This is a genomic window from Burkholderia sp. RF2-non_BP3 (assembly GCF_001522185.1).
GTDB classification, from domain to species: Bacteria; Pseudomonadota; Gammaproteobacteria; order Burkholderiales; family Burkholderiaceae; genus Burkholderia; species Burkholderia diffusa.
On record NZ_LOSU01000028.1, the window covers coordinates 557,834 to 580,807 of the forward strand.

Genomic DNA, 22,974 nt, shown 5'->3' on the forward strand with positions numbered 1-22,974 from the left:
GTCGCGCGGTACGGGGCATGCGACCGCTTCATAGATTGCCGGGTCCCAAAACCAATATTTCCCGGAGCCACTACTTTTCATGGCTACTCACAAGCAGAAGTTTGAAATTCTGGACGGATTGCGCGGTATTGCGGCAATCAGCGTGATGTTCATGCATTTCCTTCAGGATCTGCCGATTCCGATACTGCAGAGCGCGTATCTTTCGGTGGACGTTTTTTTCATGCTGAGTGGATTCATCCTGACGCACTCTTACGGCGAAAGATTGCGGCAGGAGTCGTGGTGGGGCGAGTATCTGAAGCGCCGCGTGATACGCCTGTATCCGATGATATGCATCGGGCTCTCGATCGGGTTCGCGAGCCTCGTCGTCATGCGTATCCACGCGTCGGCTGCGTTTTCGATGGGTAACTTGGCGGCAGCCACCGGCCAGAACTATTTCCTCGTTCCGTATCTCGGTCGTTTCTCGGTGTCGGGCTTCGTCGGCGCGGCGAACCACGGCTTGCCGGCGGTCGATGACCCGGGGGTGTTTCCTCTGAATCCGCCTGCATGGTCGCTGTTCTTCGAGCTGTTCGCGAGTGTCGTCCTGATCGCGGCGATCAGGACGAATGCGCGGAATCTGCTGCGACTGGCGTATGCGTGTCTCGGCGCTTTCGTCGTTTATGGATGGCTCGTGGGCCTCGACAACGACAAGCTGACCGTCATCCTGAATCAGGGTTGGTCGGCCGATAACTTCATCGGTGGGTTCTTCAGAGTCGGCTACGGGTTCCTGCTGGGAGTGGCGATCGGGAAGATGCACGACGCCAGTCTCTCGGCCAGGCCGCACTGGTTTGTCGCCGGGCTCATCAAGAACGATTACATGCTGTTTGCCGCTTTCCTGCTGGTTGTCGTGTTTCCGACGTCGATCAAGGGAATTTACGCGCTGGCCGTGCTGTGGTTCGTCGCGCCCGCGCTGGTTTATCGGGGCGCCACGCTGGCTCCGAGCGGCAGGGTCATTGCCCGTATCAGTGCATTCCTCGGTTGGATCTCTTACCCGCTCTATTGTGTGCATTACCCGATCGGAAGGCTGGTGTTCGCGTATGCACCGCATGGCGACATCCACGTCGTCAGAACGGCGATGCTCGCGGCGTGCGTTTCGATCGTCTCCGCTGCCGTCCTCGCGAAATTCGTCGAGGAGCCGATCAGGTCGTATCTCGGCAAGCGCCTGTTCGGAAATCGACGGGCCGCGACCGGCAGCACGGTCAACGTCGCGTAATTGCGTCGATTCGCCGAGCATGTCGGCCGGTGGCGGCGCGACTACATGAAACTGCTAGTGTCGATCGGGACGCCGGGAGGTGCATGAGAGAAGGGCGTGTCGATCGAACGTTTTCCGATGACGACACGCCGCGATCGACCTACAGCGACTCGAAGATCTCCTTCATCATCTCCGCACTTCGGCTCCAGCGATATTTCTGCGCGTGCAGGCTTCCCTTGCGTTTGAGCTCGGCCCTGAGATCGGCGGAATCGAGCAGGCTCCGCAACTTCTGCGCGATGTCGTCCTGCGAATACGGATCGCAGTACAACGCCGCATCGGCGCAGACTTCCGGCAGTGCGGCCGATTTGCCGACCACCACAGGACAGCCGTATCGCATCGCCTCGAGCGGCGGTATGCCGAAGCCTTCATAGATCGACGGGTAAAGGAAGCACGCCGCGTTCTGGTACAGCGCCTTCAGTTGCTCGTCGCTGATGTAGCCCACGTACTTGATGTTCGGCTCGGCTGCCGAGAGTTGATCCTGCTTGCCGAACACGGTGGCGTTCTGCATGCCGACGATGACGAGATCGACCGACGGATCGTTGATCTGCCGGAACGCCGCGATCAGCCGTCCGAAGTTCTTGGTGGGATTCATGCTGCTGACCGCGAGCACGAACCGGCCCGGCGTCAGCGCATGCTTGTCGAGCACGCTCGTGTCCGGTTCCAGGGCGTCGAGGTGATCCGCGCCGAGCGGCACGACGCTGATCTTCTCCGCGGAAACGCCGCAATGATGCGCGAGGCGATCCCGCGAGAAACGGGAGTTGGTCAGCACGCAAACGGAGGTTCGCGCGAGGATCCAGAACATGATCCGGTACCACGCGCGAAACGCCCTGGAGAAATGCGCGGGCGTGTCGAACACCGCCGCGTCGTGCATGTAGATGATCTGGTTGCCGATGAAAATGGATGCCGAATTGCTGAGATTGACGATGCGGCCGCGCCGCGCGAACAACGGGAGAACCAGCTGCTCCCAGACCACGCCCTTGTAGAACCCCACCTTGACCGTCTTCGCGCCACTTACCTCGACGCCCGGCTGCGGCGGCACCAGCACGGTCACCGGATCCTGCGGCTGAAACTTGATCAGTGCGGCGATCAGTTCGCGCGCGACGCGTTGCACGCCGGTCGTTTTTTGCGTCGTGAATCGGCCGTTGTAGACGAGTTGCTTCGATTTCTTGAAAGCGGTCATGTCGATAAGGGAATGTCGAATTCGGAATCAGGCTTTGACGTGATCCGGAACAACCGGCTTGAAGTCGCGCGTGTCGACACGCGGCTCGTCGGTGTCGAGTCCGTAAAGGGCGTGCCACTGACGGAAGATCGCGTTCATCGAAAATCGCTGAATCGCCCGTTGCCGGGCAGCCGCACCCATTTCCTCGCGAAGCTGCCGGTCGTCGCGGAGCAGGCTCAGATATGCGGTCATCTCGTCGGCGTTCGACGCGACGTAGCCGGTCACGCCGCGAATCACCACGTCGCGATTGCCCACGACGTCCGTCACCACGGCCGGTATGCCGGCGACCTGCGCTTCGATCAGCGCGACCGGCATGCCTTCCCAGCGGGAAGTCTGGACATAGATGTCCAGTTCCGACGTCAGCTCGAGCGCGCGTGCGCGGGTTACCCAGCCGCTGCAGACGACGGCGCGACGCTGGCCGGGGTCCGGAATTTCGGCGGCGTCGCCGCCGATCCAGAGAAACTCGACGTCCGCGCCGTGCAGCGCGTCGGCCAGACGCACGAATGCTTCGTGATTCTTCTGGAACGACGCCCGACCGCTCATCCCGATGACGACCTTGCGATCGTCGCGCGTTCGACGCAGCGGAATCTCCGCCGCATTCACGCCGTTTTCCACCAGGACGGCCGACTTCGCACGAACCTTTCCCCTGATCTCGGCGAGTTCGCTGCCCGAGCACGCGACGATGGTTCCGCCGATATGCGCCGCGATGCGTTCGAAGCTCAGATAAGCGTATTGCTTCATGCGCGATACGTCTCGGCGCAGGAACGAGAGTCCGTGCGGCGAGTAGAGGACCCTTGCGTCCGGGGCGGCGATCCGGGCGGCGACTCGCCCCAGCACGCCGGCCTTCGACGAGTGCAGATGAATCGCGGTCGGCTTGCAGTCGCGCAGGTTCCGGACCAGCGCACGCAAGCTCCGCAGATCCTGTTTGATGCTCACCTCGCGCGCCATCTCGACGTATACGAGCTTCACATCGGGCAGGAAAAGCGTTGAAAAATCGGCCGGAGTTTCCGGTCGGATCGAATGCAGCACCGTCACGTCGACACCGGATGCCGCCGCATGGTTCGCGAGATGGGTCAGCATCGAAAGCACGCCGCCGCCAAATGCCTCGGCAATATGAACGATCTTTTCTTTGGTCATCTTTGGGTCTGGCGATCCGATCGCACACTCATCGCCCATCGTGACGATGAGTCGCCTGCAAATCGTGCGGTCTCGGTGTCCGGTTCGTTAAACTATGCATTCCTGATTGATAAATGCATGGTGTCCTTGACCATTGGATCCTGGGGTCGCGGTCGCATGTATGAGCTGGCGAGGCGGCCGGATGATTTCAGCCGATGCAATATCGGGTAGACGTAGCCGGAGAGCACCGAACACGATGCGGTACGGAGAATCCATGCGGCGCGCTACGCGTCGGCCGGATTTCTCCGAACATCGGATGCCGGTGTTCGACTACGACGACTGGAGAGAACACGGCGAGATCCGGTCTGCGCGCGTGAATCCACTGGTCCGGATCATTGTGCAGCCCATGCGCGACCCACTGGGTGCGATGGCTTACCGAAGGAGCGATTTGGCGCTGGATGCGCTGGCCCGACGCGGCTATCGAGCGTCGGCGCGATGCCCGGATGACTTGCGCACGCGTGCGAGAGGGTTGGAGATGTAGTGAATCGCGCGATTGCTGAGCGTTGCCGACGGCAGCAGACATGCCAGTGAAAGCCCGGCGACGGCTACTTTCTTGGCAGGCCCCCAGAACGGATTGCGCAGCACGGTTTGCCAGTAGCGGCCGGATTCGCACAGGAACCAGCGCCAGCGCCGCACGAGCGGAGCGCGATACAGCGTGCTTGCGAAGCGGGCCTTCTCGATCGCGAAGTCGAGCGGCGCGATCGGCAATGTCTCGTGCAGCCTCGTGCCGGCGATCATGCGCAGCGTCGACCAACGGCGTTCAGCTTTCAGCGCGCCGGTCGCGGCGTCTTCCGAATTGGTGAGGGCAAGTGACGGCGTATCCTCGGCCGGCCGCGTATCCGACTGCTGATGCACGCGATAACCGCCGAGCGTTGCATCGATCATGTGCACGGCGCCGAGCAACGCGATACCGTAGATCGCGTAGAAATCGGCGCCATGCAGATTGTCCGGCGTGACGGGAACCGGAAAGATGCGCTTGAGCGCATCGACCCGATACGCGTTGCCGGATGCCGGCGGCGACGGGTACAGCCAGCCCGCGCGCAACAGTCGGCCGCAATCGGTGTCGACGGCCGACTGCGGCACGCTCGCCCCGGTCACCGCACCGTCCCGCGCGATCACGTCGAGCCGGAAATGCACCTTCACGAAGTCGCCGGACGCGAACGCGGCCAGCACGCGGATCGCGGCGTCGTCGTAGAGCAGGTCGTCCGCGTCGAGCAGGATGACGTAGCGCGTCGTGACGTGCTCGAGCGCGCGGTTGTATGCGGCGACCTGACCGCGATTCTCCTGAAACACCGCCGTCACCCGCTCGCCGTACGAGCGAATGATGTCGCGCGAATCGTCGGTGGAACCGTCGTCGACGACCAGCACGCGTACACCGCGCGCGGTCTGTGCGAGCGCCGAATCGATCGCGTCGCGCAAGTAAGCGCCATGGTTGTAGTTGCAGATTGCGATGGTCAGGTCGGTCATGAACGGGTTCTGGACGAGCGAAGAGCGGACGATGCGGGTGCGGCGCGCATGGGACCCCGTCGGGACCACGACGCCGGATCGGCGGCGGCCGGTGCCTTTTGGTTATGCCGCAGCGCGGTCGCGTCGCACGATGACCATGATACGCGTCGCCAATGTGCACTCGGTTCGCGAGCCTACCGTTCGGCGATTCGCGTCACGGGAGGCGCGACGAATGATCAACGGTACGTGAGCGCACGCCGCGCAGGACGGAGGCATTGGTCTGTTGACGCACCGAAACGCGCCTGGTTCGAATGATCTAATCGAACGTATCGCGTCGCCCGCTTCGGCGGTATCACGGGCTGGCAATCCGGCTGGGATCCCGCGTTCGGATGCGCCAGCCGACGCGCCTGAAGTCATTCGAGGGAGTCGATTCGATATGTATAGATCACCAAGCCCGTTTCTCGCATGCGCGGCGATCGCCGGCATGTGCGTGGCAGGCTGGCTGGCGTGGCCGGGCGGTGCCATGGCGGCGCCCGGCACGCCCGCACCCGGCGCGCTTCATGCGAGCATACCGGATGCATACGTGCGTCCCGCCGCGGACGGTGCAGATCAGGCCGACATGCTGCAACGTGCGCTGGACGCATTGCAGCCGGGCCAGCGACTGATATTCGCGCCGGGGCGGTACGTGATCGGCCGTTCGCTGGTCGTGAGGCAGCCGAATGTGGTGTTGTCGGGCTACGGTGCGACGCTGATCGCGACAACCCCCGACGACCAGACGATCGAGATGCGCGGCGACGGTACGACACTCGTCGGCTTCCGGCTCGCGGGAACCGGCACGACTCGGCTCACGACGCCCGCATCGACGAAGGTCGAGGTCACGGGGCGCGGCGTGCAGGTGCTCGACAACGTGATCGACGGCGGCGCCGGCGCCGGCATTTTCGTGTTCGGCGGCGCGGACGTCGCGATCGTCGGCAACGAGGTGCTGTCGACGCTGGCGGACGGCATTCACATGACGCACGGTTCGCACAACATACTCGTGCAAGGCAACGTCGTGCGCGGCACCGGCGACGACATGATCGCCGTGGTGAGTTACCAGGCGGAAGGCGTGCTGACGCGCAACGTGCTGATTACCGGCAACTCGCTGGAGGGCAATCCGTGGGGCCGGGGCATCACGGTGGTCGGCGGCGCGAACGTCACCATCTCGAACAACATCGTGCGCAACGTGCAGGTGAGCTCGGGGATTCTCGTCGCGCAGGAAGACAGCAACCGCACCGCCGGCTCGTCCGATATCCGCATCGAGAACAACTCGATCGCGGATATCCAGACCGCGGCGGGCCGGCCCGATCCTCGCCCGATCACACAGCAGGCGGCGATCGAGGTCAGCACGTGGTCGGGTTCGGTGTCGCGCGTGACCGTGATCGGCAACCGCGTATCGCATGCGCGATTCGACGGCATTCGTCTGTGGGGAAACGTGTCGGGCGTGCGTCTTGCGGACAACGAATTATCGGAGATCGGCGGAATGCCGGTCCGGATCGACCCGGCGCACGATTGCGCGACCCGCCGGCCGGTGACGGCATCGGGAGGGCGGGCGAAGGGCACGCAGTGTGCGGCCGGGCATCAATCGCCGTCGGTGGCGGGTGACGCGGTCGGCGCGGATACGTCGTTGTTGCCGCGCGCGCGCGAGTCCGTCAGGCAGGCGCGCTGGTCGCAAGGCGGAATCGACTGATGGTGCGACGCGTGGGCCGCCGGTCCGAGGCGACATACGGTGAACGGACCGCCGCCGCTTGTTCGCGCGGCGGCGCTCGTCATCGTCACGCGCGCCGCCGCGATTCGCACGCGCCTACCGGATGACGTCGCGTTCCGCGGCTTCCTCGTCCGGTTCGCGCGAGGCGAGCGACGGTCGCTGCCGCGCAGCCTCGACGACCGGCCGTCCATATTGATCGTCGAACCGCACGATATCGTCTTCGCCGAGATAGTTGCCCGACTGCACCTCGATGATCTCGAGCGGAATCCGGCCGGGATTCTCGAGACGGTGAACCTCGCCGACGGCGATGTAGGTCGATTCGTTCTCGCTGAGCAGAAAAGTTTCGTCGCCGCGCGTGACCTTCGCGGTGCCGCGCACGACGATCCAGTGCTCGGCACGGTGATAGTGCATCTGCAGCGACAGCCGCTTGCCGGGCTCGACGACGATCCGCTTCACCTGGAACCGCTCGCCGAGATCGATCGAATCGTAGTGTCCCCACGGCCGCTGCACCTTGCGGTGTTCGCTTGCCTGCGGGCGCTGCTCGGTCTTCAGGCGCGCGACGATGTTCTTCACGCGCTGGACGTCGTGCTTGTTCGCGACCAGCACCGCATCGGGTGTCTCGATCACGACGACGTCCTTCATCCCGACGCACGCGATCAGCCGGCCTTCCGAGCGCACGAGACTGTCCTGCGTGTCCTCGAACACGATCGGGCCACGCGCGACGTTGCCGTGATCGTCCTTCGGCATGATTTCCCAGATCGCATCCCAGGTGCCGACGTCCGACCAGCCTGCGGAAAGCGGGACCACGATGCCGTCGATGCCAAGTTCGGGGTTCTCCGCGAGACGTTCCATGACCGCGTAGTCGATCGAGTCGGACGGACACGCGTCGAAAGCCGCCGCGTCGATGCGGAAGAACGGATCCTCGACGGTGCCCGCGCGCCATGCGGCGTCGCAGGCCGCATGGATGTCGGGTGCGAGCGCGCCGATGGCCTTCAGCCAGATCGATGCGCGCGTGATGAAAATCCCGCTGTTCCACCAATAATCGCCCGAATGCAGGTAGCGTTCGGCGAGTGCGGCGTTCGGCTTCTCGACGAACCGCCCGATTGCATAGCCGCCTTGGCCGCCGAGGCGACCGGCGCGCGGTTCGCCGACCTGGATGTACCCGTAGCCGGTTTCCGCGCGGCGCGGCAGCACGCCGAGGGTGACGATCGAGCCTTCCTGTGCGTAGCGCGCCGCGCGTCCGATCGCTTCCTGGAATGCGGCGACGTCGCCGATCACGTGATCGGCCGGCATGACGACGAGGATGGGATCGTCCGCAAGCGCACTGGCGTCGAGCGCCGCGAGCGTCAGCGCAGGTGCCGTATTGCGCGCGGACGGTTCGAGCAGGATACGGGGAGGCGCCGCGCGCCCGACCACCTGAGCGGCGCTCATGATGCGATGCTGTTCGCCGCATACGAGCAGCAGCGTGTCGCCGAGTGCCGCGTTCGCGATGCCGTTCAGGCGGCGCGCGGTCGACGACAGCGGCGATTCGTTCGAGGTCAGCTCGATCAACTGCTTCGGATACTGCTCTCGCGACAACGGCCAGAGGCGCGTGCCCGAACCGCCGGCGAGAATGACGGGCAGGATGCAGGGCAGCTCCGGTTCGGGAACCGGGCGAAGGGTGGCGCTCATCGATTGGCTCCGGTATCGGCGGACAGCCGGTTGTGCGCGCGGCCGTCGACGCGCGCGTCCTCGTTTCGCGATCGCGGCGCGGAGATGGCCCGTGACAGGAGCTGGCGCAGCGCGCCGGCGGCGCGGTCTGCCGGTCGGACGAGACCGACGAACGGCGCACCCTGTTCGAGATAGGGGCCGTAGGCCTTGCGGAATCCGAAACGCTTGTAGAAGGACTGGCGTTGTGCGGGCACGTGCGTGCGCACAGCCACGTCGGGCCATGCGGCTTGCGCGGCCGTGAGCGCGCGCTGCATCAGCTGTTCGAGGGTGCGGTCGTCGCGACATGCCTCGCTTGTCAGTACCTTGTCGATCACGACGTCCGGATCGGCGTCGTCGCCGGGGAGGACGCGCGCATAGGCGACGACTTCCGTCGTGTCGCCCTTGTGCATGCACGCGAACACGTGCAGTGCGTGCGCATCCTTGCCGTCGATGTCGAGATGCGTGTGCGCGTCCTCGACCACCAGCACCGCGTTTCGCGAGCGCAGGATTGCGTAGAGATCGATGGGGCTCAGATGTTCGAATTCACAACAATGCCATTCCATGATGCGGTCCTCGTGTGAAGCCTTCAGCACGCCGTGCCGCATGAACGTGTTCGTTCCGTGCGGCCCGACGATATCCATGATGCGGATGCGGCGCACGGCGGTCTGTTCGAAAGCGTACTCACGCTCCCGTTATTCCTGTTTCGCGCGGCCGATGCCGGCTGCGCGACACGGGCCGCGTGCCGCGAACGGGGCAATGTGCGGTAGCACACGGTGGCCGTATGGCGGCTTTCCCATAATTGAATCGTCGCGACGCACCACTGCGAAATCCGTAGCGATGTCGTCCGCATCGAAGCGATTGAAGAACCGGGGCCGTACTTGAAGATTGCGATCGTTCACGGCAGGCAGGTCGCGCCTCGCGATCGGCTGTCGCTCGCAAGCCAACGTCCATCGCATCGCCGGTTTCCGCGCGGTGCGCACATCCTTCATCGGGCCGCGATCATTTCGCCGCGCCGGTCAACACGCGCATACTTGCCATGTACTGCTGCGCGACTCTTTTCGGGCTGCATGCGGGCTTGCACCAGCGCGGTGCCTGTCGCATCGGCACGTCGGCAGCGACAGGGGGCGCGACAGGCATGGAGGTCATGCTGCATCGCGGCAGGAGACGGATGGTCCGGCCGGCCGCTTCGTTACGATGTTGTAACGAACACGCCCGGTTTGCTCGCGTTCGATGCGTCATGCTGCGTCGCGCGCGACGCACGATTACCGACGTGTGGAACATGCATTGCGGACTTTTTGTGCGATTCAGGCGAGAATCGCGGGCAATGGGAGGGGCCGATCTTGCAGAAAAGTGGGATTTGCCACTGATTGACGGGAATGGTCGTAGATAATCAAATCTGAGTCGCTAAACGCGCGCCGCGCAGGCGGAGCGGCACCGTAATCGGCTGAATCGATGTTTAGCTTTTGGTAACAAGGGCATCTCGATACGGGATGTAAATTCAGGAGCGGATGAAATGAGGTCACCATTCCGAAAGCGGGTTGGCGGCCATCCGGTTCAGCATCGGGCGCGACTGTCGTGTACGACGCGACGCAAATGCGGACGGAATTCCCGTTTGCCGACGTGCTCCGCCTGACGGCGCGTCGCATGAAAGCCGGAACGCCGCGGCTCCCGCGGCCGTGCGTTCCCTTCGAGTTCGATGACAACGAGGCCGGATGACATCCGGCTCGACCTCCGGGGGCTCTCGCCGTGTGCAGTTTCGATCTTCGCCAAAGCTGCGGAAACGCAGCGCGGACAGGCGGCCATGCGCCGCCGTCCGCAGCGCACGCGAACGGTTCGCGGAGTGGAGAAAGTGATGGTTCGTTATGAATATGCCAATAACGCGCGATAAGAGCGCCGGCGGGGGGAGGACTACCGGGCAGCGTCCTCTGATTTACTGGACCCGGTCGCCGTCCGTCATGCTGCGCAAGGAACTTGCCCGGCGTGACTGGAAAGTGACGGTCGTTGCGCACGCAAACGAATTGCGCGACACCTCCGGCGAAATCACCTGCGGCATCCTCGATCTGAGCGGCGGCCACGCCGACGCGATCGGCAGCATCGCGTCGACCTGCGCGTCGATGCGCGATGTCGTATGGGTCGCGCTCGTCGAAACCGGTCAGACGGCGTCGCCGAACGTGCGCGCACTGTTGCGCGACTATTGCTTCGACTACATCACGTTGCCCGCGTCGCACCAACGAATCGCCGATACGGTCGGCCATGCGTACGGAATGGAATGCCTGTTCGCGCGCGATCGCGAAGCGCTCGAATCGCGGGAGCACGGCATCGTCGGCACCTGCAGCGCGATGCTGCGGCTGTTCGATACGGTGCGGCGCTTCGCGCGCACCGACGCACCGGTGTTCGTGTTCGGCGAAACGGGAACCGGCAAGGAACTGACGGCCGTCGCGATCCATCGTCATTCGGAACGGCGCAACGGCCCGTTCGTCGCGGTCAATTGCGGTGCGATCCCGCCCCACCTGCTGCAATCGGAACTGTTCGGCTACGAGCGCGGCGCGTTTACCGGCGCGAACGCACGCAAGATCGGCTACGTCGAGGCCGCGAACGGCGGCACGCTGCTGCTCGACGAAATCGGCGACCTGCCGCACGAGAGCCAGGCGAGCCTGCTGCGCTTCCTGCAGGAGCGTGCGATTCATCGCCTCGGCGGCAGCGATCCGGTGCCGGTCGACGTGCGGATCGTCTCCGCGACGCACGTCGACCTGCGCGAAGCGATGGAAGAAGGGCGTTTCCGCGCGGACTTGTTCCACCGTCTTTGCGTGATGCGCATCGATCAGCCGCCGCTGCGTGCGCGCGGCAAGGACATCGAGCTGCTCGCGCATCACATGCTGGAACGCTTTCGTGGCGACGCGCGCCATCGCGTGCGCGGCTTCTCGACGGATGCGATCACGGCGCTCTACAAGCACGACTGGCCGGGCAATGTCCGCGAGCTGATCAACCGCGTGCGGCGCGCGGTCGTGATGACGGAAGGGCGCCTGATCACCGCGCAGGACCTCGAGCTCGAATACTGTCTCGACGCGGCGTCGCCGTCCGTTGCCGATATCCGCAAGTCGATCGAACGCGAAGCGATCGAAACCGCGCTGCTGCGCACGCGCGGGCGCGTCGCCGCTTCCGCGCGCGAACTGGGCGTGTCGCGTGCCACGCTCTATCGCTGGATGGAAGCGTACGGAATCGAGCGGCCGCGCGGCACGGGCTCGTCGGACTGACGTGCGCGGCGCGGCCGTGCGACCGTGTGAGCGGTCCCGCCCGGGTTAGCCGGCCAACGCGGCGCGCACGGTTCGCGCGGCGTTGACCGCACGGATCTCGACGGTCGGTGGCGCGCCTGCGGCCGCATGGTCGCCGGTGTTATCCAGCGGCACGAGCGCGACGCGTGCCGGCGTGCCGGGCGCGAGATCGAACCATTCGTCGCGCGGCACGAAGCCCGGTGCGTCGATCTGCACATGACGCGCGACGTGGCGCGTATCGATGTCGACGTGCCACGTGTCGCCGGTGCGCGACACGCATGCCTCGATGCCGGGTTCGCGGCGGGCGAACACGGCCGGATGCGTGCGGGACGGAAAGTAGAAGGCCTGCGACAGCAGCGTGCCGTCCTCGGCGCGCAGCGTCGCGACGACGGTGTCGTGCTCGCACGGGCCGAAGCGATACGCATAGGTCCAGTCGAAAAAGCGGCCGAGCAATTCGGCCGACTCGAGCCGCACAGCGTCGTGCGCGGCGATCCGGAGGGCCCCGCCGGCCCGCGCGACCGGCGTACGGCCGTCGCGCAGCGCGACCAGCTCGACCGCTGCCGACAGCGGCGCCGGCCGTTCGTTGATCACATGCACGTCGAGCCCGTTCAACCCTTCGTCGACGAGCAGGACCTGCACCGGTTGAAGTACCTGGCGTAGCGCATACCATGCCGATTTTGGCCGATGCGTCGCATCGAGCAAGCCCCATCCGGCGCCCGCCATCACGTCCTGGAACTGCCAGACGAGCGCACCCGCGCAGCGTGAGCCGGTGCGCCGCCATTCCGAGAACGTGTCGCGCATCAGGTCCGCGATCACCGCGCGCGACAGCTCGAAGTAACGCGCCGGATCCTCGCGCCGCAGGCGGTCGGGTGCCACGTCGTACAACGTCTGCAGATAGTGATCGCGAATATCGTCGAAATCCCACGACGTGCCGGGATCGCGCGGCACGGCCGCTTTCCAGCGCGGCTCATGAACGCCCGGCCAGCCGAGGCTTGCGAGCATCGCATCGCACGGCACGTTCGCGAACGCGAGACATTCGCTTGCGAAGCGCACGTCGGCGCGACGCGCGTCGTCGAGCGGGCGAAGGTACGCGCCGACGCCGTAATAGTGCGACACGCGTTCGCGCGGCATGAACGGCAGCACGCCGCCGTCGGGCGAGTCGGGGACGTAAAGCGCGTCGGGCCGTCGCGCCGCCGCATGGCCGGCGAGGCGCTCGGCAGTCAGTTCGAGGAAGCGCTGCTTCGGCCCGAGCCCCGACATCGCGGCCTGCTGCGCGATCTCGCTGCCGCCGCACAGAACCGCGAGCGATGGCGATGCGCGGTGGCGCGTGAGGAACTGTTCGGCTTCGCGATCGACGGCGTCCGCGAACGCGCGATCGTCGAGCGCGTAATCGAAATTCGCGAACATGAAGTCCTGCCAGACCAGCAGTCCGAGCCGGTCGCACCACGCGTGGAATGCGTCGGCCTCGTACGCCATCGTGCCGCCGACGCGAATCATGTTGAAGCCGGCGTCGCGCGCGAGTCCGAGCAGCCGGCCATAGGTTGCGTCGTCGGCGTGCAGCGCGAGCGGTGCGGCGCTGCTCCAGCAGGCGCCGCGCGCGAACACGCGCACGCCGTTCACGCGCAGGCCGAAGCCCTTGCCGTCGTCGCCCGCGTCCTGCTCGATCGTGCGAAAACCCGTCGCGCCGAGCGGTCGTCGATCGGCGCCGATGTGCAATGCGACTTCATAGAGCACCGGTTCGCCGTGCGTGTGCGGCCACCAGCGGCGCACGTTCGGCACCGCGACGGTCGCGTGCAGCCGGTCGGCGCCGCTGCGCTCGAGCGTCGCGTGGTGCTCGCCGCACGACAGCCGGGCCGTGAACGCATCGGGCAGCGGCCCGGCGAACGCGAGTTCCGCGTCGAGCCAGCCGGTGTCGCCATCGATGCGCGCATGCAGGTCGCAATGAACGAGAACGGGCCCGTCGGCCGGATCGAGCACGTCGACGGGCCGCCACGGTCCGGTCGGCACGCAGCGCGGAAACCACCCGGGCATGTGCCCGAGCAGCGACGTGCGAACGGTGCGCAGCGTCGCCGGTTCGGTCAGTCGCGTGCGCCAGCGTGCACGGCGCGGTGCGCGCACGTCGCGCAGGTGCGGCGCGAGGGCGCGGAAGCAGACGGTCAGGCGGTGTGTGCCATCGAGCGACACGGGCACGTCGTGCGCGACGAACATGCTGTCGGAGCGCAGGATCGGCGTGTCGTCGAGCCAGGCTTCGGCGAGTGTCGCGAGGCCGTGAAAGCGCAGCACGCGCGGCCCGTGCCCGTGCAGTTCGACGCGATACCAGTGGTCGCGCTCGTCGAGCGACGCCGTATCGTCGGGGCGTCCGGCCTGCACGAGCGCTTGCGCGACCGTGCCGGGGACGGGGGCGGCGATCCAGCCGTCGGCGGGAAGATCGCGCGGCCCGCGCGTGGCGCCCGCTGCCGTGGCGAGCATCGACCACGCGAGCGCGGCGGGCGCGCGTCTCACCGCATCGACGGCACGGAGGCCGCGTCGACGCGAACGGGCACCGCGCGCTGAAGCGGCGGGGTGATCTGCCGCGCGCAGTCGATCAGGTCGGCGTAGGCCGCTTCGATCGCTTCGAGCGTCGCGTCTCCGCGCTCTTCCTTGCCGCGCGCGCAGGCCCGCGCCAGCCGGAACTCCAGCACCATCGCCTCGGACGCGATGCGGTCGCAGGCGGTGCGAATCTCGGCGAACGGTCCGACGCAGCCGCTTGCCTGCAGCCAGCGCGCGTAATGGCCGAACAGTTCGAAGTTTGCACCGAGTTGGCGCACCGAATTGAACGAGTACGCATGGAACCGTTCGAGCGGCGAATCGGCGAGCGATTTCGCATCGATCTGCAACTGGCGCCGGAACGCCGCGACCGGATTGACGACCGGCAGGCGGCGCAGATGGCGCTGCAGCGCCGCGAGCGAGGCTTCGCACAGCGCGCGCTCGTCGAGCGGCGCGAAACGCCGCTTCGCGCACTCGACGTACGGCGGCAGCGGCATCGGCGAACCGCCGCCTACGAGGCCGTCGTAGTCCACATCCTCGGCCACGTAATAGCCGCTGTTGTGGAAGTAGCCGATCTGGCGGTGCGTGCGATCGATCGAGTCGATGCCGATCGTCGTCTTCGTATGCTGCGCGCGGTAGCTGCTGCCGCGCGTGTCCGGCAGGAACCACGCGTCGACCTCGACGATCATCAGGTGACCGCGTGCGACCTGCGTCTCGATGTGCTGGTCGAGCGGCTCGTAGATCGAATGCTCCTGCACGACGATTCCGTAAAGCCGCTCCAGTTCGTCGTGCGGAAACTTGAAGAACGTGAACTGGTCGCCCTCGAAATCGAGCGCGATCGTAAACGGCAGTGCCGCGTACGGATTGAGGCCCCACCAGCGGAGCACCTCGAGCCACATGTCGACGTAGCAGTTGGTCTGCTTCCAGACCATCTCCTGACTGTGCAGCGGGTGCGGCCGGTAATGGCGTGCGCGGTGGCGCACGTCCTCGAACGACGCGTCCTCGCCGTCGCGGGACACGAATTTCATCGCGTACCCCACAGCACGTCGCGAACGTCGGCCGGCCATGCGTCGATGTCGAAACCGTGATGACGGAACAGCGCGAGCGTCAGCCGCTCGAGGCCGAAGCCGACACAGCCCGTGTGCGCGACGTCGCCCGTCGCGGTGCGGATGTCCCACAGCAATCCGAAGTGATCCATGTGGTAGTTGAAGCTCAGGCACGCGGTCTGGCGATCGTCGTGCTCGATGGGGATCAGAAGCTCGAACTTCAGGTTCTGCTCGCGCTGGCTGTTCGCGACGATCTTGCCGCCGCGCCCGAAGAACGGATCGTTCGCGAGATCGATCGCGTTCGGCAGGCGCAGCGCCTCGATCATCCGCGTGCCGCGCTCCATCCACGTCGCGCGGAACGCGACGATCTGCTCGGGCGTGCCGATCCGCACGTATTCACGCATCCGGAACAGCTGCATGCGGGTCGGGTCGAGCGACGGCTCGTGGCGGAAGCAATACGAGAACACGTCGACGATGCGGCCGTCGTCGGGCAGCGCACCCGCGCGCGCGACGACCGGATAGACCGGGTAGCAGGCGGCCGGCGTCAGCACGACGTAAGTCGGCTTCTGGCTTTCGGTCCAGTCCTCGCCGCGGTCGAGGCACTGCAGCACGCGCTGGTGGCGCTGCTCGTCGCCGCAGAACGCATGCACGCTGCCCGCGAGCTGCGGGAAGCTCTTCATGTATTCGCTGCGCTCGAACTCGGTGCGGCTCATCGCCGGCGGGAAGCGCAGCACTTCGGCCTGCTGGTCGGCGCCGAGGCGCGTGACGAAGGCGTCGAGCGCTTCGACGACGCGCTCGAACCGTTCGCTGCGGCCGAACAGGCCCTGGATGCCGGTGGACACGAGCAGGCCCGCATCGATCAGCGCGTCGCGCAGCGGATTGACGCCCGCGCGGTCGAGCGGTGCGTCGGACGGGGTGGCGGCAGAGGGCACGGACAGGCGGTCGTTCACGAATGTTTCTCCAGCGTCGTGGGACGCAATGCGAGCAGCAGGCTCGCGGTATTGGCGGCAATGCGGTCGTTGCTGATCATCAGCGGTGCCGCGTGCAGGTCGCGCAGGTGGCGGCCGATGCTGAACGGCGTGCCGTGCTTGTAGCCGGCCATTCCGCAGATCATCATCGCCTGCTGTGCGACTTCGAGCGCGGTCGACGACACATAGGTCTTCAGCGTGTTGATCTCGGCGGCCCAGGCCATGCCGGCCGACCACGAGCGGGGCGACGCGCTGGCATGGAGGCGCAGTACGTTGTCGACGCGGGCCTGCATCGCCTGCATCAGCGCAAGCGATTCGGCGATGCGCCGCGACGCGGGCGACGGCGCGCCGTCGGTCTGGCGTGCCTGCGCGCGGAAGAACTGATGCGCGCGATGGAACGCATCGCCGGCCACGCCGATCCACACCGCCGCCCACAGGATGTGCGAAACCGGCACCATCGTCTGCTCGGCGATCTGCGCGAACGGCACGGGCAGGCATTGTTCGGTCGCGCCCTGTGCGTCGAGCACGAAGCCGTTGCTGCACGTTCCGCGCATGCCGAGCGTGTCCCATTCGCCGCGGCGCGTGAGCGTGTAGCCGTCGCGCAGCAGCGTGACGAGCACCTGCTCGGACGCCGGCGCGTCTGCGTCGCGCCGCGCGGTCGCGAGGATGCCGTCGGCATAGTCGCCGTACGAGATCGTCGGTGCGGATTTGTGCAGCCGGAATGCGCCGCCGTTGGCTTCGAGCGCGCACTGGCTTGCGCGCAGGTTGCCGCCGACCCCGTCTTCGGATGTCGCCGACGCGAGCAGCCACTGATGGCGCACGAGCTGCTGCAGGAACAGCTTGTGCCAGCCCTGGTCGGCAGCGTGATTGACGATGCACGCGACCTGGATCTGGTGCATCGCGAACACCATCGCCGACGATGCGCACGCTTGCCCGAGGATCGAGCATGCCGATGCGATGTCGGCCAGCGACGCGCCGGCACCGCCGAGCCGGGTCGGGACCATTGCGCTCAGCAGGCGGCGCGCGCGCATGGCCTCGATCGCTTCGACGGGGCAGCGCGCATCGCGATCGACCGCATCCGCATGCTGGGCGGCGATATGCGCGACGGCATGCGCGGCCTCGTCGAGCCGGTGTGCTTCGTCGTCGGCCGCGAGTTCGGGAAGCAGCGCGCTCATGCGGAATGCTCGGAGCGTTGCAGGGTCGCGATCGTATCCGCGAGCGCGTCGATGCTGCGGAACAGATTGCGGTTCAGCATCTCGTCGGGAATCTCGATGTTGAACTGCTTCTCGATCGCGAGCATCAACTGGATCGTGTCGAGCGAGGAGAGGCCCGCTTCGTAGAGGTCGTCCCCGTCACCGATCGAATCGATCGCGGCTTCGAGGTGGGCGACGTGCTTGAGGATGGTTCTGATTTCGTTTTTCACGTGCTGCTCCGGCGTGTGTGGTGTCGTCCGCACGGGCGGACGCGCGCAGCGCGCTGACATCCCCCCGGCAGTCCGGCATCAGTAGACCATTCGCAAGCACGGTGTTCTGTTCGCCACCCTACAATCGGCTGACTCGGATCGCACGCGTGCGCCGAAACGCCGTGCGCATCACGCGCGTGCCGCAGCGGCCACGCTCGAGTCGGCCGACAGGATGCGCTTCATCTCGTCGCGCACGATCGCGCGGCAGCCGCACGACATTTTCTCGAGGCCCGCAAGGTCGGCAAGCTCGATCGAGCTCCGGTACTGGCGGATCAGGCCGAGTTTCTGGATCTCGCCGGCTGCGTCCGTGACCGTCTCGCGCCGCACGCCGAGCATCTGCGCGAGCATGCTGTGAGTCACCTGGATCTCGATGCTGCGCGACCGGTCGTAGGCAAGCAGGAACCATCTGCATAACTGATGTTTGAGCACATGATGGCGGCTGCAGAACGTGATCTGCGATACCTGGGCCATCAGCAGCCGCACGCAGACGAACACCAGATGGCGAATCACCGGCGATGCATCGAACGCGGCGGCGAAGATGCGTCGGTCCAGCCGGTAGACGAAGCCGTCGCGGCATGCGACGGCACGGCAGGGCATCCGGCCGCTGCCGCCGATCACGTCGTCGCACACGACGCTCTCGCTGCCGATCTCGGCCACTTCCAGCGTCATGCCGCCGGACGATACGTACTGCAGCGAAATCGCCGTCGTGACGGGCAGGTAAACCGCGGTGAGCATTTCGCCGGGTTCGCACAGCACCTGGCCCGATTTCAGGTGAACGAGCTGAAGATTGGCAATCAGCGTGGCGCGTTCCTCGCGGTCGAGGGCCGCGAGGAACCGGTTGGCGTCGAAGCTGTGGGAGAGCTCGATCATGCCGCTCGCGTGGGCGACGGCGTCATTGGCCTGGTGGGTCACGGCGCATCCTCGTAGGGGGCGGTCGCACGTCGCGCGGCGGCATCCATGGGGATTTAGCACGCGCGTGCGGATTTGAGTTCGTCGGAATTCGAATGCCGATGGCGGGAAAAGGCTAGCATGCAATTGAATTCGATAAATTGCGCGCTGCGTAACTTCACAAAGTTTGACGATTAGAGATAAACGGAAACGTTATATGGATTTGAAGATCATGTTTTCACGAGTTAATCGAATTGATATGGATCGGCGGTTAAGTTGGGAATTCGATGACGATCTGGAATCAATCGGGAAGCGATGCATATCGTACAGGTAAAATATTAAGAATGCATTGAACATTATTTGACAATTGAGATTTTAGTCATGAATTTATCAATTGAATCATGGAGTTGCGGTGGTCGTGTGCGTTTGCTTACAGAGTCGTAAATTAATATAACGATTCATATTTGAGACAGTTTCAAACGATCATTCGAGGTGTCGGGCGCCGCTCGGGTGTCGCGCGGGACGTCACGGAAACAATTGAAAACGGGTCGTAAGTAGTTGAACGATAAGCTTCGCGGCCCCGCTGCCGGAGCCGCCGCATACTCGGTGGCCATTGATCAGTCGAATCGCCGGCAGTGTCCACTGCGGCAGAGGGTGTCCGAAAATGAGACGCTTTTTGCGGTTTTCAGTCGGCAATTCGGGGGGGCAAAATCGCGGGTCATTTATATATTAAGGATGAAGCGGGTATTGGCACGCAAATCGCTTATTGAGATGGGCGCATCGAAACGGGACTGCCGATTCGATCCGGCGGCGCGAAGCCGACGGTCGATTGGAAGGAGGGTTGTGGGCCGCAACCCGAGTCGCCGTCGGGACGCGCATCGCGATAACGAGTTCCGCTGACGCGGCTGCATGCGGCGCGGACGACAAAATGGGATACAGACATGCTTCATCTTCACTCGAGCTACTCGGCGAATGCCATCCTCGATGCCCTCCCGGAGGACAGCATCCGCGCCATCGCACCGCACCTCGAACTGGTCAGGATCAAGGCAGGCATGCTCGATCGTGTCGGGGAACCGATGCGCCACCTGCATTTCCCGACGACCGCCATGATGTCGGTGCAGCACCTGATGGAGGACGGTGCGATGGTCGAGGTCGCCGTGGTCGGCCGCGAAGGCGTGGTCGGTCTGGCGACGCTCGTCGGCGGTACCGCGATATCGAACCGCGTCGAAGTCCGTATCGGCGGCATGGCCTATCGCGTGCCGACCTGCGTGATGCGCTCGGAATTCGAGCGTTCCCCGGCGACGTATCGGCTGCTGCTGAACTACTGCCAGGCGACGATGGCGCAGATCTCGCGCAGCGCGTTGTGCAACCGGCATCACTCGGTCAGCGAGCAGTTGAGCCGCTGGCTGCTGCTCGCGCATGACCGGATCGACGGCGACGAACTGGCCGTCACGCAGCAGACGATCGCGAACATGCTCGGCGTGCGCCGCGAAGGCGTGACGGAAGCAGCCGGCCACCTGCAGGAAGCCGGGCTGATCCGTCAGCGTCGCGGCCGCATCACGGTGCTCGACCGCGACGGCCTCGAGCGCCAGGCGTGCGAATGCTACGAGCTGATTCGTGCGGACTTTCGCCGGCTGCTCGGCACGCGGAACGGCGCGCGATCGATGCCGGTGCGACCGCGCATGCACGACGTGCACGGCGGATTTCCGGTGCATGGTGCGTGACGATGCACGCGACGGCGGGTGGAACGAATACGATGCGGCGCGCCGCGATCGCCGCGGCCGATGTCGCGCTCGTGCTGGCAGGCGCGCTCGCCGCGCAGGTTGCGACGGGGCTCGCGTGGCGCGATCTGTCGGATGCGCAGCGCGGCGCGATTGCGTTGCTGTGCGCGCTGACGGTCGCGTTGTTGCCGCGCAGTGTGCGCGTGTCGCGCGGGGCGTCGTCGTCGCATGACAGCGGAACCGTGCTGACGCGCACGGTGGTGGCCGTCGTGTGCGCGGGCACGCTGACGGTGGCCGGCACGATGTGGATCATGAACCGCGGCGGCACGGTCACGACGCGCTGGATTGCGCGGACGGTGCTGTCCGGCGACGCGGCACTGCTGCTCGGCAGGCTGGCACTGTGCGCGTTGGCGATGAAGCGCGGCGATTCGCGCACGCGGCAGCGGCGGGTCGCGATCGTCGGCGCGACCGCTTACGGACGGGTGGCGATCGAGCGCATGCAGCTCGAGCCGACCGGCCCATTCGCGGCGGCGTGCGTGTTCGACGACGACGCGCCGGCCGCGGCAGCCACCGCCGGGATCGGCGGCGTGCCGGTGATCGGCGACTGGGTCGCGCTTCGGCGCATGATCCGCGGCGGCGAGATCGACGAAGTGTGGCTCACGCTGCCGATGTCGCACGAGTCGCGCATTCAGCGCATCGTGCGCGAACTGCGCGACGAGTTCGTCGAGTTGAGACTGTTGCCGGACGTGCGGCAGATGGCGGTCGTCGAGCGATCCGCGACCGATGTGCTCGGCATGCCGGCAATCAACCTCGCGACCACGCCACGTTCCGCGCCGGAACTGTGGGCGAAGTTCGCGTTCGACCGGCTGTTCGCGGTCGCCGTGCTGATCCCGCTGCTGCCGCTGCTTGCGGTGCTGGCGATCGCGGTGAAGCTGTCGTCGCCGGGGCCCGTCTTGTTCAGACAGCGCCGCAAGGGTGCCGACGGCCGCGAGTTTCACATCCTCAAGTTCAGGACGATGCGCGTGCATCGCGCACAGCCCGGTGTCGTGCGGCAGGCCTCGCGCAACGATGCGCGCATCACGCCTGTCGGCGCGTTTCTGCGGCGCACGTCGCTCGACGAGCTGCCGCAGTTCTTCAACGTGTTGTTCGGCCAGATGTCGGTGGTGGGTCCGCGTCCGCATGCGATCGAACACGACGACTTCTATCGGCAACTGGTCGACTGCTACATGTATCGCTATCGCGTACGGCCCGGGATCACGGGATGGGCGCAGGTGAACGGCTATCGCGGCGAGACGCGCAAGGTCGAGGCGATGGCCGCGCGCGTGAAGTTCGATCTGTTCTACATGCAGAACTGGAGCTTCTGGTTCGACATGAAGATCATCCTGATGACGGTCGTGCGTGGCTTCGTCGGGCGCAATGCATTCTGACGAAGAGGATTGCGAAGTATTCTGCGCGGCGTTTTCGTCGTCGATGCGATGCGCCCCGGGACGGCGCACCTGAAACCGCGCGTCAACCGTCCGACGGCGGCTGAGCGGCCGCCGGCAACGCAGCGGGCGTGGCGGCGGGGCTGGCGTCGGGCGCGGCTTGCGCGCTCGACGGCTGGATGGCGTGCTGGATCGTCGGCACGACCATCGTCGGGAACAGGGCCGCAAGGGCCACCCAGATGACGACGCCGAACAACATGACGTTCTCCCTCGAAGCAGCGGATTCGCCGCGCATGTTTTCAATCTATGTCGCAACTTTTTACAGGGGATTGATCGACCTCAACGGCGGCTGCATCAGACGAATGCGGGTGTGCGGGATTATCGCGTCGGTCCCCCGTTTTCGCGCGCACGAGGTGGGCGCTGACGCCGGTCAACACACGCGTGTGCATTGGGTTTATGCTGCGTCGAAGGCGTCCGGCGCTTCGTGCGGCCGGACGTGCATCCGGGCGCGGCGAGCCGGGGCGTTCCGGCCCGCCGCGCACCGGCGCGACAACCGCGCGCCGTATGCTCGTTGCGCGGAACCCGAAAAAGGAGAGACGGCGATGGCGCTCGATCAAGAACAACGGCGGACGCTGCAGCAGCGACTGACCGAGAGCGAGCAGGCGTTGCGGGCGGATATCCGCACGAGCGAGGACCAGCGCGCGTCGGAGTCCTACGCGGAGCTCGCCGGCGCGGCGCCGGACGAGGGTGACGAGGCGAACGCCGATCTGTTCGTCGACATGGATCACGCGCTGATCGGGATGAAATTGACCGAGTTGCGTGCGATCGGGCGCGCGCAGCAGCGCATGCGCGACGGCAGCTACGGCGAATGCATCGACTGCGATGCGCCGGTCGGCTACGAGCGGCTGCTCGCACGCCCGACTGCCGAGCGTTGCACGCATTGCCAGTCCCTGTACGAGCGCCGCTACGCGACGACACCGCGCGCATCGCTCTGAGGTATCGGCGCAGGCGCCGCGCAAGCCGCATGTCCCGCGCGACACGACACGGGCAATCGGTGCAGGATGACCAACGGGCGCCCGCCGTCGTCGACATGCGGCGCCGGGCG

At 65.7% G+C, this 22,974-nt stretch carries 18 protein-coding genes; 6 read left to right on the forward strand and 12 right to left on the reverse strand.

Annotated elements, in window-relative coordinates; translation table 11 throughout:
• The first annotated feature begins 79 nt into the window (after nt 1-79).
• Nucleotides 80-1,249 (forward strand): acyltransferase family protein, encoded by a 1,170-nt coding sequence (locus WS45_RS12955; RefSeq protein ID WP_059700194.1) that lies wholly within the window; start codon nt 80-82, stop codon nt 1,247-1,249.
• A gap of 139 nt (nt 1,250-1,388) precedes the next feature.
• Here WS45_RS12955 and WS45_RS12960 read toward each other — a convergent pair whose 3' ends face one another.
• From WS45_RS12960 to WS45_RS12970, 3 genes are all read right to left on the reverse strand, one after another.
• Nucleotides 1,389-2,468, reverse strand: a complete 1,080-nt coding sequence (locus WS45_RS12960) for a glycosyltransferase family 4 protein (protein WP_059700196.1) — start codon at nt 2,466-2,468, stop codon at nt 1,389-1,391.
• Between the two features lie 27 nt (nt 2,469-2,495).
• On the reverse strand, nt 2,496-3,644 hold the full coding sequence (locus WS45_RS12965; RefSeq protein ID WP_059700198.1) for a glycosyltransferase: 1,149 nt from the start codon (nt 3,642-3,644) through the stop codon (nt 2,496-2,498).
• A gap of 456 nt (nt 3,645-4,100) precedes the next feature.
• Nucleotides 4,101-5,150 (reverse strand): glycosyltransferase family 2 protein, encoded by a 1,050-nt coding sequence (locus tag WS45_RS12970; protein ID WP_059700200.1) that lies wholly within the window; start codon nt 5,148-5,150, stop codon nt 4,101-4,103.
• A 415-nt stretch (nt 5,151-5,565) separates the two neighbouring features.
• Between WS45_RS12970 and WS45_RS12975 the strand changes: the two genes are divergently transcribed.
• Nucleotides 5,566-6,855: a right-handed parallel beta-helix repeat-containing protein gene (locus WS45_RS12975; protein WP_059700201.1), complete on the forward strand. Its 1,290-nt coding sequence runs from the start codon at nt 5,566-5,568 to the stop codon at nt 6,853-6,855.
• Nucleotides 6,856-6,969: 114 nt separating this feature from the next.
• Here the strand turns inward: WS45_RS12975 and WS45_RS12980 are convergent, their stop codons facing one another.
• Both WS45_RS12980 and WS45_RS12985 read right to left on the reverse strand, forming a co-directional pair.
• Entirely contained in the window at nt 6,970-8,544 is a 1,575-nt protein-coding gene (locus tag WS45_RS12980) for a mannose-1-phosphate guanylyltransferase/mannose-6-phosphate isomerase (RefSeq protein WP_059700203.1), read from the reverse strand.
• Nucleotides 8,541-9,125, reverse strand: a complete 585-nt coding sequence (locus WS45_RS12985; protein ID WP_059525690.1) for a drug:proton antiporter — start codon at nt 9,123-9,125, stop codon at nt 8,541-8,543. The genes WS45_RS12980 and WS45_RS12985 overlap by 4 nt, the downstream gene beginning before the upstream one ends.
• A 1,299-nt stretch (nt 9,126-10,424) precedes the next feature.
• On the opposite strand from WS45_RS12985, the gene WS45_RS12990 reads away from it, so the two are divergent.
• Nucleotides 10,425-11,816, forward strand: coding sequence for a sigma-54 dependent transcriptional regulator (locus tag WS45_RS12990; protein WP_059525160.1), 1,392 nt, complete (start codon nt 10,425-10,427; stop codon nt 11,814-11,816).
• Between the two features lie 45 nt (nt 11,817-11,861).
• On the opposite strand, the gene WS45_RS12995 is transcribed toward WS45_RS12990, so the two are convergent.
• The 6 genes from WS45_RS12995 to WS45_RS13020 all read right to left on the reverse strand — a co-directional run bounded on the left by WS45_RS12995 (nt 11,862) and on the right by WS45_RS13020 (nt 18,748).
• On the reverse strand, nt 11,862-14,336 hold the full coding sequence (locus WS45_RS12995) for a glycoside hydrolase family 2 protein (protein ID WP_059700205.1): 2,475 nt from the start codon (nt 14,334-14,336) through the stop codon (nt 11,862-11,864).
• A complete protein-coding gene (locus WS45_RS13000) occupies nt 14,333-15,388 on the reverse strand; it encodes a DUF1839 family protein (protein WP_059700207.1) in 1,056 nt (351 codons plus the stop codon). Before WS45_RS13000 ends, WS45_RS12995 begins: the two co-directional genes overlap by 4 nt.
• Nucleotides 15,385-16,356 (reverse strand): amino acid--[acyl-carrier-protein] ligase, encoded by a 972-nt coding sequence (locus WS45_RS13005; RefSeq protein WP_059525165.1) that lies wholly within the window; start codon nt 16,354-16,356, stop codon nt 15,385-15,387. Before WS45_RS13005 ends, WS45_RS13000 begins: the two co-directional genes overlap by 4 nt.
• Nucleotides 16,353-17,549, reverse strand: a complete 1,197-nt coding sequence (locus tag WS45_RS13010) for an acyl-CoA dehydrogenase family protein (RefSeq protein WP_059700209.1) — start codon at nt 17,547-17,549, stop codon at nt 16,353-16,355. Before WS45_RS13010 ends, WS45_RS13005 begins: the two co-directional genes overlap by 4 nt.
• On the reverse strand, nt 17,546-17,797 hold the full coding sequence (locus tag WS45_RS13015) for an acyl carrier protein (protein ID WP_047903457.1): 252 nt from the start codon (nt 17,795-17,797) through the stop codon (nt 17,546-17,548). The genes WS45_RS13010 and WS45_RS13015 overlap by 4 nt, the downstream gene beginning before the upstream one ends.
• 168 nt (nt 17,798-17,965) lie before the next feature.
• Nucleotides 17,966-18,748: a Crp/Fnr family transcriptional regulator gene (locus WS45_RS13020; protein ID WP_179949131.1), complete on the reverse strand. Its 783-nt coding sequence runs from the start codon at nt 18,746-18,748 to the stop codon at nt 17,966-17,968.
• A 917-nt stretch (nt 18,749-19,665) separates the two neighbouring features.
• On the opposite strand from WS45_RS13020, the gene WS45_RS13025 reads away from it, so the two are divergent.
• Nucleotides 19,666-20,448: a Crp/Fnr family transcriptional regulator gene (locus WS45_RS13025; protein WP_059525170.1), complete on the forward strand. Its 783-nt coding sequence runs from the start codon at nt 19,666-19,668 to the stop codon at nt 20,446-20,448.
• A 32-nt stretch (nt 20,449-20,480) separates the two neighbouring features.
• On the forward strand, nt 20,481-21,872 hold the full coding sequence (locus WS45_RS13030) for an undecaprenyl-phosphate glucose phosphotransferase (protein WP_059700587.1): 1,392 nt from the start codon (nt 20,481-20,483) through the stop codon (nt 21,870-21,872).
• A gap of 82 nt (nt 21,873-21,954) precedes the next feature.
• On the opposite strand, the gene WS45_RS35645 is transcribed toward WS45_RS13030, so the two are convergent.
• A complete protein-coding gene (locus WS45_RS35645) occupies nt 21,955-22,128 on the reverse strand; it encodes a hypothetical protein (RefSeq protein WP_175907158.1) in 174 nt (57 codons plus the stop codon).
• A gap of 343 nt (nt 22,129-22,471) precedes the next feature.
• On the opposite strand from WS45_RS35645, the gene WS45_RS36420 reads away from it, so the two are divergent.
• On the forward strand, nt 22,472-22,864 hold the full coding sequence (locus WS45_RS36420; RefSeq protein WP_059525174.1) for a TraR/DksA family transcriptional regulator: 393 nt from the start codon (nt 22,472-22,474) through the stop codon (nt 22,862-22,864).
• Nucleotides 22,865-22,974 lie beyond the last annotated feature (110 nt).

Coding starts and splice junctions, on each gene's coding strand:
- WS45_RS12955 (WP_059700194.1), top strand. CDS start 80: ATGGCTACTCACAAGCAGAAGTTTGAAATTCTGGACGGATTGCGCGGT.
- WS45_RS12960 (WP_059700196.1), bottom strand. CDS start 2,468: ATGACCGCTTTCAAGAAATCGAAGCAACTCGTCTACAACGGCCGATTC.
- WS45_RS12965 (WP_059700198.1), bottom strand. CDS start 3,644: ATGACCAAAGAAAAGATCGTTCATATTGCCGAGGCATTTGGCGGCGGC.
- WS45_RS12970 (WP_059700200.1), bottom strand. CDS start 5,150: ATGACCGACCTGACCATCGCAATCTGCAACTACAACCATGGCGCTTAC.
- WS45_RS12975 (WP_059700201.1), top strand. CDS start 5,566: ATGTATAGATCACCAAGCCCGTTTCTCGCATGCGCGGCGATCGCCGGC.
- WS45_RS12980 (WP_059700203.1), bottom strand. CDS start 8,544: ATGAGCGCCACCCTTCGCCCGGTTCCCGAACCGGAGCTGCCCTGCATC.
- WS45_RS12985 (WP_059525690.1), bottom strand. CDS start 9,125: ATGGAATGGCATTGTTGTGAATTCGAACATCTGAGCCCCATCGATCTC.
- WS45_RS12990 (WP_059525160.1), top strand. CDS start 10,425: ATGAATATGCCAATAACGCGCGATAAGAGCGCCGGCGGGGGGAGGACT.
- WS45_RS13000 (WP_059700207.1), bottom strand. CDS start 15,388: ATGAAATTCGTGTCCCGCGACGGCGAGGACGCGTCGTTCGAGGACGTG.
- WS45_RS13010 (WP_059700209.1), bottom strand. CDS start 17,549: ATGAGCGCGCTGCTTCCCGAACTCGCGGCCGACGACGAAGCACACCGG.
- WS45_RS13025 (WP_059525170.1), top strand. CDS start 19,666: ATGCTTCATCTTCACTCGAGCTACTCGGCGAATGCCATCCTCGATGCC.
- WS45_RS13030 (WP_059700587.1), top strand. CDS start 20,481: ATGCGGCGCGCCGCGATCGCCGCGGCCGATGTCGCGCTCGTGCTGGCA.
- WS45_RS35645 (WP_175907158.1), bottom strand. CDS start 22,128: ATGTTGTTCGGCGTCGTCATCTGGGTGGCCCTTGCGGCCCTGTTCCCG.
- WS45_RS36420 (WP_059525174.1), top strand. CDS start 22,472: ATGGCGCTCGATCAAGAACAACGGCGGACGCTGCAGCAGCGACTGACC.